The 9,194-nt window shown below is 70.7% G+C and carries 9 protein-coding genes; 8 read left to right on the forward strand and 1 reads right to left on the reverse strand.

Going from position 1 to position 9,194, the window contains the following annotated elements:
* Positions 1–159 precede the first annotated feature (159 nt).
* On the forward strand, positions 160–633 hold the full coding sequence (locus H0X00_RS17975) for a hypothetical protein (RefSeq protein WP_293773582.1): 474 nt from the start codon (positions 160–162) through the stop codon (positions 631–633).
* A 114-nt stretch (positions 634–747) separates the two neighbouring features.
* Here the strand turns inward: H0X00_RS17975 and H0X00_RS17980 are convergent, their stop codons facing one another.
* A complete protein-coding gene (locus H0X00_RS17980) occupies positions 748–1,572 on the reverse strand; it encodes a cellulose-binding protein (protein WP_293773583.1) in 825 nt (274 codons plus the stop codon).
* Positions 1,573–2,002: 430 nt separating this feature from the next.
* Here H0X00_RS17980 and H0X00_RS17985 point away from each other — a divergent pair, with 430 nt between their 5' ends.
* From H0X00_RS17985 to H0X00_RS18015, 7 genes are all read left to right on the forward strand, one after another.
* Complete coding sequence (locus H0X00_RS17985; protein WP_293773584.1) at positions 2,003–2,680, forward strand: alpha/beta hydrolase; 678 nt, start codon at positions 2,003–2,005, stop codon at positions 2,678–2,680.
* Positions 2,673–3,962 carry an NAD(P)/FAD-dependent oxidoreductase gene (locus H0X00_RS17990; protein WP_293773586.1) on the forward strand — a complete coding sequence of 430 codons (1,290 nt, stop codon included), beginning with the start codon at positions 2,673–2,675 and terminating at the stop codon, positions 3,960–3,962. Before H0X00_RS17985 ends, H0X00_RS17990 begins: the two co-directional genes overlap by 8 nt.
* A 71-nt stretch (positions 3,963–4,033) precedes the next feature.
* Positions 4,034–4,753 (forward strand): DUF1365 domain-containing protein, encoded by a 720-nt coding sequence (locus H0X00_RS17995; protein WP_367186682.1) that lies wholly within the window; start codon positions 4,034–4,036, stop codon positions 4,751–4,753.
* Positions 4,754–4,781: 28 nt separating this feature from the next.
* Positions 4,782–6,062 carry a class I SAM-dependent methyltransferase gene (locus H0X00_RS18000; RefSeq protein ID WP_367186683.1) on the forward strand — a complete coding sequence of 427 codons (1,281 nt, stop codon included), beginning with the start codon at positions 4,782–4,784 and terminating at the stop codon, positions 6,060–6,062.
* A complete protein-coding gene (locus tag H0X00_RS18005; protein ID WP_293773590.1) occupies positions 6,055–7,356 on the forward strand; it encodes a cyclopropane-fatty-acyl-phospholipid synthase family protein in 1,302 nt (433 codons plus the stop codon). The genes H0X00_RS18000 and H0X00_RS18005 overlap by 8 nt, the downstream gene beginning before the upstream one ends.
* 170 nt (positions 7,357–7,526) lie before the next feature.
* Positions 7,527–8,330, forward strand: coding sequence for a DUF1295 domain-containing protein (locus H0X00_RS18010; protein WP_293773592.1), 804 nt, complete (start codon positions 7,527–7,529; stop codon positions 8,328–8,330).
* Positions 8,331–8,354: 24 nt separating this feature from the next.
* Positions 8,355–9,194, forward strand: an 840-nt coding sequence (locus H0X00_RS18015) for a nitronate monooxygenase (protein ID WP_293773593.1), incomplete at its 3' end; no start/stop codon positions are given.

The raw sequence follows: 9,194 nt of genomic DNA on the forward strand, positions 1-9,194 counted from the left end.
CGCTGGGACAGCGCTTCACTCGCCGGATCCGGCGAGTGAAGCCGGGTCCCAGCGAGTGAAGCGCTTCTCGTTGTCCCGGCATGGCGACTGGCTCCGGCCCATGGGGTGCGATAGGCAGGCAACCGAAGAATTTTCGGTGTGCTGCGGAGGAGTGTCGTCATGGGTAAGCGCTGGAGCGCGGCAACGGGCGCGTTGGTGGTTGCAGCGGGGTCCGCGATCATCTGGGCGCCGGCGGCACAGGCCGCGGAGGACACGATCGTGCGCACCTGCAAGGGCAACGTCGACGGCGAGAAGGTCAAGCTGCGTGCGACGCTGCACCTGCGCTCGCAGTCCGACAACGACGTCACCGCGCTCGATCTGCGAGCCACCGACAACAACGAGTCTGGCGGCTTCCGCAATGCGGACGTGAACCTGCGCAAGGTGCTGTTCCGGGTGAAGGACGAGGACGGCAAGCTGGTGGCGAAGTCCGAGTCGCCGAGCTCGCCGTTCGGGGTCGACCTGGGCTCCGCCGGCGAGGAGGTGGGCCGCGTGCACACCGAGGCGAAGTTCCGCTCCGGCGACCGGACCGGCGTCGTCATCTGCACCTTCACGTTCAAGGACTCGGACAACGAGGGCGGCTCCGGCAACGGCTGAACGAGCACCGGTTAAACGTCTCGGGGCGGTGCCAAATGGCGCCGCCCCGAGAAGTTTATTGGGCACTGCGTTTGGTGCAGTCTGCCGGCCGGCTAGGAGTCCGGCCCGCAGGAGCTACTTGGCGAGCGCGCCACCGGACAGGCTGGAGAGCGTCTCGCGGACCGTGGACAGCTGCGCGTTGATGCTGTCCCGGCGGTGGGTCAGGGCGGCGAGCTCGCGCTCGGCGTCCTGCTGCAGGCGCTCGGCGCGCGAGGTGGTCTCGGTGATGAGCTCGGTCGCGGCGGCGCGGGCGGCCTCGATGAGGGCCTTGGCCGCGCGCTGCGAGTCCTCGGTCATCCGAGCGGCTTCGGCCTTCATCTGCTCGGCCATCTGCGCGGTCTCGGCGAGGCGACGCTCCGCGGTCTCCTGACGGGAGACGGTGTCGCGCTCGAACTGCTCGCGCTGCGCCGTCAGCTTGGTCTCGACCTCGGTCGCGATCTGGGCGCCCTTGATGCGCGCCTTCTCGACGACGTCGCTCGTGCTGGCCACCAGCTGGGCGGCCTTGTCGGTCGACTCCTGGCGGACCCGCTCGGCCTCGGAGCGGGCCGAGCCGATCATGCCCTCGATCTGGGCGCGGGTCTCGGTCTCGCGGCGGTCGGTCTCGTCCTTGGTGCGGGCCATCAGATCCTCGCCCACGGACATTGCCCGCTCGCGCTCGCGCTGGCCGGCGATCTCGGCGTCGGACTTGGTCCGCTGCGAGTCCTCGTCGGCGTCGCGCAGGATGTTCTCCAGCTTGCGCGAGAGGGTGATGTAGTAGGGAGCGCTCTCGCCGTTGGCCAGCGACTGCTTCATCCGCGTCATCTCGCGCTCGAGCTCGGCGGCGCGGCGCTCGTAGGCGACCCGCTCGTCGGTCAGCGCGGCCACCTTGGCGTCGACAGCGGCCCGGTCGTACCCGCGCATGGCGGTGTCAAAGTGTGAAGTGCTCGGGTTCATGGTCATCGCGGGTCACTGATCCCCTGTCAGTACGTGCCTTGGACGGTGGCTTGGCGTTAGCACGATGATCGCAGTGCGATTGCCCGCCGCGCGACGGACTGAAGTATTTGACCCCGCTCGAATGGCAAAGTCTTCCGGCGGATTGCCGCACTTCGATAGACATTCGACCGTGGTGCGCTAATGCGGGCGTTCCCTATCTCCTTGCCCCAATTGACCCGTTTTGGAACCACCCACATGGCCTAACTGAACGGTCGCTGAACGGGGAGGTTTCCGCTTCCCACCGTCGTGGGTAGGTATGACGGGTTGGCCACCCGTACGGACGAACCGCTCGCGGCTCTCCACCGAATGCCTGGACATGGAAGGCTCCAGCGCACATCAAGTCGAGGGGACACCGAGGGTGAGGCCGTCGCCGACAGTCCAGATCAAGGGCGCCCGGGGCGAGACCACCGCAGTCGTCCTGGTGCTCTACGGCGGCAAGGCCGAGAGCCGGGAGCCGTCCCAGCCCTGGCACCTGTCCGCGGTCCGGATGCGACCGTTCGCGAATCAGATCTCCCGCCGCACCCGCCGGGACGGGGTCGCAGTGTGGACCCTGCGTTACCGGATGCGCGGCTGGAACGGTGCCGAGGCCTCCCCGGTGGCCGACGCCCGCTGGGCGCTGGCCGAGATCCGGGCCCGGCACGGTGATGTCCCGGTGGTGCTGGTCGGGCACTCGATGGGCGGGCGGACCGCGCTGCGGGTCGCCGACGACCCGGCCGTCGTGGGGGTCGTGGCCCTGGCGCCGTGGCTGCCCGAGGGGGAGCCCCGCGTCCGGCTCGGCGACCGCCGGCTGCTCGTCCTGCACGGAACGATGGACCGCTGGACCGACCCGAAGGCCTCGAAGGCCTACGCCCTGGCGGCCCGGGCCGAAGGCACCCCGGCGAGCTGGGTCCCGATGACCGGCCACGGTCACTTCATGCTGCGCAGCCGCGGCAAGTGGAAGCGGCTGACCAGCGATTTCGTCTGTCTGTGTCTGAACGAACCGGTGGGCGGGCAAGCCGATGAACCCCCGGCGCCGAACCTTCCGCACCATGCCTGAGACTTTTCCCGGTCTACTGCCCCGCCGCCGCATCGCGGTCATCGGAGGCGGAGTCTCCGGCCTGACGGCGGCCTGGGTGCTGCAGCGCGGGGCCGACGTGACCCTCTACGAGGCCGACGACCGACTGGGTGGGCACGCGCACACCCACGACGTCGTGCGACCGGCCGGGGGGACCCTCGCGGTGGACACCGGGTTCATCGTCCACAACGAGAAGACCTACCCGACGCTGCTGCGCCTGTTCGCCGCCCTCGGGGTGGAGACGCAGGCCTCGGACATGTCGATGTCGGTGCGCTGCGAGGGATGCGGACTGGAGTACGCCGGTGCCCGCGGAGTGCGTGGGCTGTTCCCGGCCCGGTCCAACCTGCGCCCCGCCTACCTGCGGATGGTCACCGAGGTGCCGCGCTTCCACCGGGCCGCCCGGGCACTGCTCGCCGCGCCGGAGACCCCGGGCGCGGAGGAGACGCTGGGGCAGTTCGTCGCTCGCGGCCGCTACTCGCCCTACTTCGTCGACCACTTCGTCAAGCCGGTCGTGGCCTGTGTCTGGTCCTGCCCGCCGGAGACCGCCCTGGCCTACCCGGCCCGTTACCTCTTCGCGTTCCTGGACCACCACGGCATGCTCGCCGTCACCGGGTCCCCGCCCTGGCGGACCGTCACCGGCGGCTCCCGCAGCTACGTGGAGCAGGTCGCCAAAGAACTCCACGCGGTGCACACCGCGACGCCGGTCCGCGCCCTGACCCGCACCGCCGCCGGCGTCGAGCTCCGCGACGACGCCGACCAGGTCGCGCACTTCGACGCCGCCGTGGTCGCCACCCACCCGCACCAGGCGTTGAGCCTGCTCACCCAGCCGACCGCCGTGGAGGCGGCCGTCCTCGGCGCGATCGGATACTCGACCAACCACACGGTGCTGCACACCGACACCACCCCGCTGCCCCGCGCGGCCGGCGCCCAGGCCTCGTGGAACTACCGGATGGCCTCGTGCCGTGCGTCCACCGAATCGGTCGTCGTCAGTTACGACATGACCCGCCTGATGGCGCTGCCCGGCCCCGAGCGGTACCTGGTCAGCCTGAACTCCCCGGACCTGGTCGACCCCGCGAAGGTGATCGCGCGGATGGTCTACGAGCACCCGGTCTACACCCCGGACTCGGTCGCCGCGCAACGTCGCCTGCCCGAGCTCAACGATGAGCGGATCGCCTTTGCCGGGGCCTACCACGGCTGGGGTTTCCACGAGGACGGCGCGCTCTCCGGCCTCACCGCCGCGCGCCGGCTCGGCGGTGCCTGGTGAGCGCCTGCACGTCCGAAAGCGCACCTCCGCAGGCGACATCGGCCGCCGGCGGCCGTTGGGCCAACGCCGCGATCTACGACACGACGATCGCCCACGTCCGGCACACCCCGGTGCGCAACGCGTTCCGCTACCGCAGCTACTCCTGGCTGGTCGACCTGGACGCGCTGCCGCGCCCGCCGCGCCCGCTGCGCGCCCTCGCGCAGTTCCGTGCGCAGGACCACCTGGGGGAGCCGGATCGAACGCTGCGGCAGAACGTCGAAGCGTTCCTCTGGCTGCACGACATCGACCTGCGCGGCGGCCGGATCCAGATGCTCGCCAACGCGCGGGTCCTCGGGTACGTGTTCAACCCGCTGTCGGTCTACTGGTGTCACGACGGGAGCGGCGTCCTGGTCGCGGTGATCGCCGAGGTGCACAACACCTACGGCGAACGGCACGCCTACCTGCTGCGGCCCGGTGCGGACTCCCCCCAGGGCAGGCACGAGCTCGCCAAGGAGTTCTACGTCTCCCCGTTCTATCCGGTGGACGGCAGCTACGTGATGTCGCTGCCGGAGCCGGACGAGCAGGTCCGGATCACCATCGAACTGCACCGGGGCGAGAACAAGCCGTTCGTCGCCACGGTGCGCGGCCGACGTAGAACAGCGGGCACCGGCGCCCTGCTGCGCTCCGCGGCCCGGATCCCCTGGGTCACCCTCACCGTCGCCGCGCAGATCCGGGTACAGGGCATCAAGCTCTGGGCCCGTCGCGTCCCGGTCGTTTCCCGCCCGCACCACCCTCGCCAACCGGGAGTCTGACGTGAGTCTCACCTTCAACCAGGGGAGCCTGCGGCGTAGTACCTACGACGCCGGCGTCGACGCTGCCCAATGGCCGGACATCGCCTCGCTGCCGCCGGGTGGCCTGCGCGCCAAGATCGCCCGCGGCCTGTTCGAGCGGCTCGCCACCCGGCTCGAGCTGCAGATCCTGCTGCCGAACGGACGGAACATCGGCGGCGGCGACGCGAGCGCCCCGGTGATGCAGCTGGTGCGTCCCGGCGCGATCTACCGCCGGATCGGCAAGGGCGGGCTGATCGGCTTCGGCGAGGCCTACATGGCCGGCGACTGGACCGCGGACGACCTGACGCAGGTCCTCACGATCTTCTGCCGCCGGATGTCGACGCTGGTCCCGCCGCCGCTGCAGCGGCTGCGCGACATCGCGGTGCACCGCCACCCGCACACCGAGAAGGGCACCGCGGAGAACGCGCGGCGCAACATCTCCCGGCACTACGACCTGTCCAACGACCTGTTCACGTTGTTCCTCGACGAGACCATGACCTACTCCTCGGCGTTGTTCGGGCCGGGCGACGGCTCGATCGAGATGGCGGCGGTCGCCGGCTGGGACGAACTCGCCGAGGCGCAGCGGCACAAGGTGGACCGGTTGCTCGACGCCGCCGGCGTCACCGCCGGTTCGCGGGTGCTGGAGATCGGGACCGGTTGGGGCGAGCTCTCGTTGCGCGCGGCCGCCCGCGGCGCCACCGTCCGCTCGATCACTCTGTCCGAGGAGCAGCGCTCGCTCGCCCTCGCGCGGGTCGCGGCGGCGGGTCTGTCGGACCGGGTGAGCATCGACCTGTGCGACTACCGCGCCGCCGAGGGCATCTACGACGCGGTGGTCTCGGTCGAGATGATCGAGGCCGTCGGTTACGACTTCTGGCCGACCTACTTCGGGACGCTGGACCGCCTGCTCGCCCCGGGCGGGCGCGTCGGTCTGCAGGCGATCACCATGCCGCACGACCGGATGCTCGCCTCCCGGGACACCTACACCTGGATCCACAAGTACGTCTTCCCCGGCGGGCTGATCCCCTCGGTGGCGTCGGTCGAGCAGTCGGTCGCCGATCACACCTCCCTGCGGGTTGTCGAGCGGCATGCCTTCGGCCTGCACTACGCCGACACGCTGCGACTGTGGCGGGAGCGGTTCGCCTCGCGCTCCGTCGAGGTCGACGCCCTCGGGTTCGACGAGACGTTCCGCAAGATGTGGACCTTCTACCTGTCCTACTCCGAGGCCGGGTTCCGTTCCCGCTACCTCGACGTCTACCAGTTCGTGTTCGAGAAGGGCCGTCCCGATGCGTAAGAACGCCGCCGGTCAACTGGCGGGTCTGCTCGAGCCGCTCTTCGGCGGCACGTTGCCGATCCGGATCCGGGCCTGGGACGGCAGCGAGGCGGGGCCGGCCGACGCCCCCGCCGTGCTGATCCGCAACCGCCGCGCGCTGCGCCGGCTGCTGTGGAGCCCGGGCGAGCTCGGGCTGGCCCAGGCCTACATCACCGGCGAGCTCGACGTCGAGGGCGACCTCACCGAGGGCTTCCGGCTGATCTGGTCGACGATCCGCGAACGCGACCTCGCCGCCCCGAAAATGCAGTTCACATCGAAAATGAGGGCACGTCAGATCGTCTCCGCCGCCGGCACCGCCGTGCGGCTCGGCGCGATCGGTCCGAAGCCGCCCACGCCGGCCTCGCAGGCCAAGCTGACCGGCGTCCTGCACACCAAGTTGCGCGACCGCGCCGCGATCAGTCACCACTACGACCTGAGCAACGAGTTCTACGCCCTGCTGCTGGACAACGAGCACCTTGCTTACTCCTGCGCGTACTACACCTCCGACGCGTCGGACTACACCCTCGAGGACGCGCAGCGCGACAAGCTCGACCTGGTCTGCCGCAAACTCGGCCTGGTCGAGGGATCCCGGCTGCTCGACATCGGCTGCGGTTGGGGCTCGTTGTCCCTGCACGCGGCCGAGCACTACGGCGCCCGCGTCATCGGCGTCACGCTCTCGCGCGAGCAGCAGGACTTCGTCCTGGCCAAAGTTGCCGCGCGCGGCCTGACCGACCGGGTCGAGATCCGGCTCCAGGACTACCGCGAAGTGCCAGAGACCGGCTTCGACGCGGTCACCTCGATCGAGATGGGCGAGCACGTCGGAGCGGAGAACTACCCGACCTTCCTCGGCGTCATCAACGGCGCCCTGCGCGAGGGCGGCCGGGCCCTGATCCAGCAGATGTCCCGGCGCGACCGGCCCGGCGGCGGTGACTTCATCGAGTGCTACATCGCCCCGGACATGCATATGCGCCCGGTCGGGGAGACGGTCGCGCTGATCGAGGACGCCGGCTTGGAGGTCCGCGACGTGCACGCCATGCGCGAGCACTACGTGTGGACCGTCCGGGCCTGGCTGGAGACGCTGGAGAAGAACTGGGACGCCGTCGTCGCCCTCGTCGGCGAGGAGGTCGCCCGGGTCTGGCGGCTGTACATGGTCGGCGGCGCGCTGGTCTTCGAGGAGGGCCGGATGGGCGTGGATCAGATCCTCGCCGTCAAGCGCTCCGCGGCCGGCGCCTCCGGCATGCCGAAGGTCCGCGCCGAGGCATTCGCGATCCGGTAGCCGCGTTTCAACGGATGTCATCCGCAGCGCTCACAACGGATGTCATCCGCAGCGCTCACAACGGATGTCATCCGCAGCGCTCACACTGGATGTCATCCGCAGCGCTCGCAACGGATGTCATCCGCAGCGGCTTCGGCTGGTTTCACGCGACGAGGGAGTAGGAAGGGCGCATGGACTCCTTCGACGGCAGCGCTTTCGCCGTCGGCTTGGCCGCCTGCGCGGGCGGCCTGCTCGTCCTGCTCGCCGCGACGTTCGCTCTCGCCCTCAAGCTCGGCAAGCACAGCGTGGTGGACGTCGCCTGGGGCCTGGGCTTCGTCACGGTTGCCGGCGTCACCGCGGCGGTCGCCGCCGGCTCCGGCGACGACACCCGCCAGTGGCTGCTCACTGTGATGGTGTTCGCGTGGGGCGGGCGCCTGGCCTGGCACATCGGCCGGCGCAACGCCGGGCACGGCGAGGACCCGCGCTACGAGGCCCTGCTCGGGAAAGTCCCGCCGGAGAAACGGAACGCCTACGCGCTGCGGATGGTCTACGGGCTGCAGGGCGCGCTCATCTTGTTCATCTCGCTGCCCGTCCAGGTCGCCGCGTACGCGAACGACGAGGTGGGTGTCCTCGCTCTGCTCGGCGTCGGGGTGTGGGCGCTCGGGCTGTTCTTCGAGGCGGTCGGGGACTGGCAGCTGAAGCAGTTCAAGGCCGACCCGGCCAACAAGGGCACGGTGATGGACCGGGGGCTGTGGCGCTACACCCGCCACCCGAACTACTTCGGCGACGCCTGCGTGTGGTGGGGGATCTTCCTGGTCGCGGCCGAGACCGGGATCGGGGTCTTCACCGTCCTGTCGCCGATCGTCATGACGCTGTTCCTGACCAAGGGCAGCGGGGCGGCGCTGACCGAGCGGCGGATGGCCGACCGGCCCGGGTTCTCCGAGTACGTGGCCCGCACGTCGGGCTTCTTACCCCTCCCGCCCAAGCGCTCCTAGATCCATTTGATTAGCTGTCGCGCGATGTGGCGTGACACCCGGCTGACCAGGCTGCTCGACATCGAGCTGCCGATCATCGGCGCGCCCATGGCCGGTGGGCCCAGCACTCCCGAGCTCGCGGCGGCTGTCTCCAACACCGGCGCATTGGGATCGCTCGGCATCGCCTACGCGACCCCGGACGCGATCCGGGACGCGATCCGCGCCACCCGCGCGCTGACCGACGCCCCCTTCCAGGCCAACCTGTTCGTCCCCCCGACCGAGGAGGCGCCGCTCGACGCAGCGGCCGTCGGCCGGGTCGAGACGTTGCTCGCCGGGCTGCGCGCCGACCTGGGGTTACCCGAGCGCCTGCCCGTCCCGGCCCGGGCGGCCGTCGACTTCGCCACCCAGGCCGAGGTGCTCCTGGCCGAGCGCGTACCGGTCGCGGGCTTCGCCTTCGGCGTTCCGCCGGCCGACCTCGTGGCCCAGCTCCGCGCGAACGGCTCGGTCGTCGTCGGTACCGCCACGAACGTCGCGGAGGGTCGGGCGCTGGTCGCCGCCGGCGTCCAGGTGGTCGTGGCTCAGGGCGCGGAGGCCGGAGGCCACCGGGGCCAGTTCCTCGGCGGCGACGGCTCGAGCGCAACCGAAGGCGGTCCGCGCGAGACCGGGGCACCCGCCGGCGACCCCCTCGGCACGATGGCGTTGGTGCCGGCGATGGTCGACCCCTTCAGTCAGAGCGACGTGCCCGTCGTCGCCGCCGGCGGCCTGCGCGACGGCCGCTCGATCCTCGCCGCCTTGTCGCTCGGCGCGGACGGCGCTCAGCTCGGCACCGCCCTCCTGCTCACCGCCGAGGCCGGCACCAACGCGGCGTACCGGGCTGCCCTGGCC

It is taken from the genome of Sporichthya sp., assembly GCF_013815995.1.
Classification (GTDB): domain Bacteria; phylum Actinomycetota; class Actinomycetes; order Sporichthyales; family Sporichthyaceae; genus Sporichthya.

Coding starts and splice junctions, on each gene's coding strand:
- H0X00_RS17975 (WP_293773582.1), top strand. CDS start 160: ATGGGTAAGCGCTGGAGCGCGGCAACGGGCGCGTTGGTGGTTGCAGCG.
- H0X00_RS17980 (WP_293773583.1), bottom strand. CDS start 1,572: ATGCGCGGGTACGACCGGGCCGCTGTCGACGCCAAGGTGGCCGCGCTG.
- H0X00_RS17990 (WP_293773586.1), top strand. CDS start 2,673: ATGCCTGAGACTTTTCCCGGTCTACTGCCCCGCCGCCGCATCGCGGTC.
- H0X00_RS18005 (WP_293773590.1), top strand. CDS start 6,055: ATGCGTAAGAACGCCGCCGGTCAACTGGCGGGTCTGCTCGAGCCGCTC.
- H0X00_RS18010 (WP_293773592.1), top strand. CDS start 7,527: ATGGACTCCTTCGACGGCAGCGCTTTCGCCGTCGGCTTGGCCGCCTGC.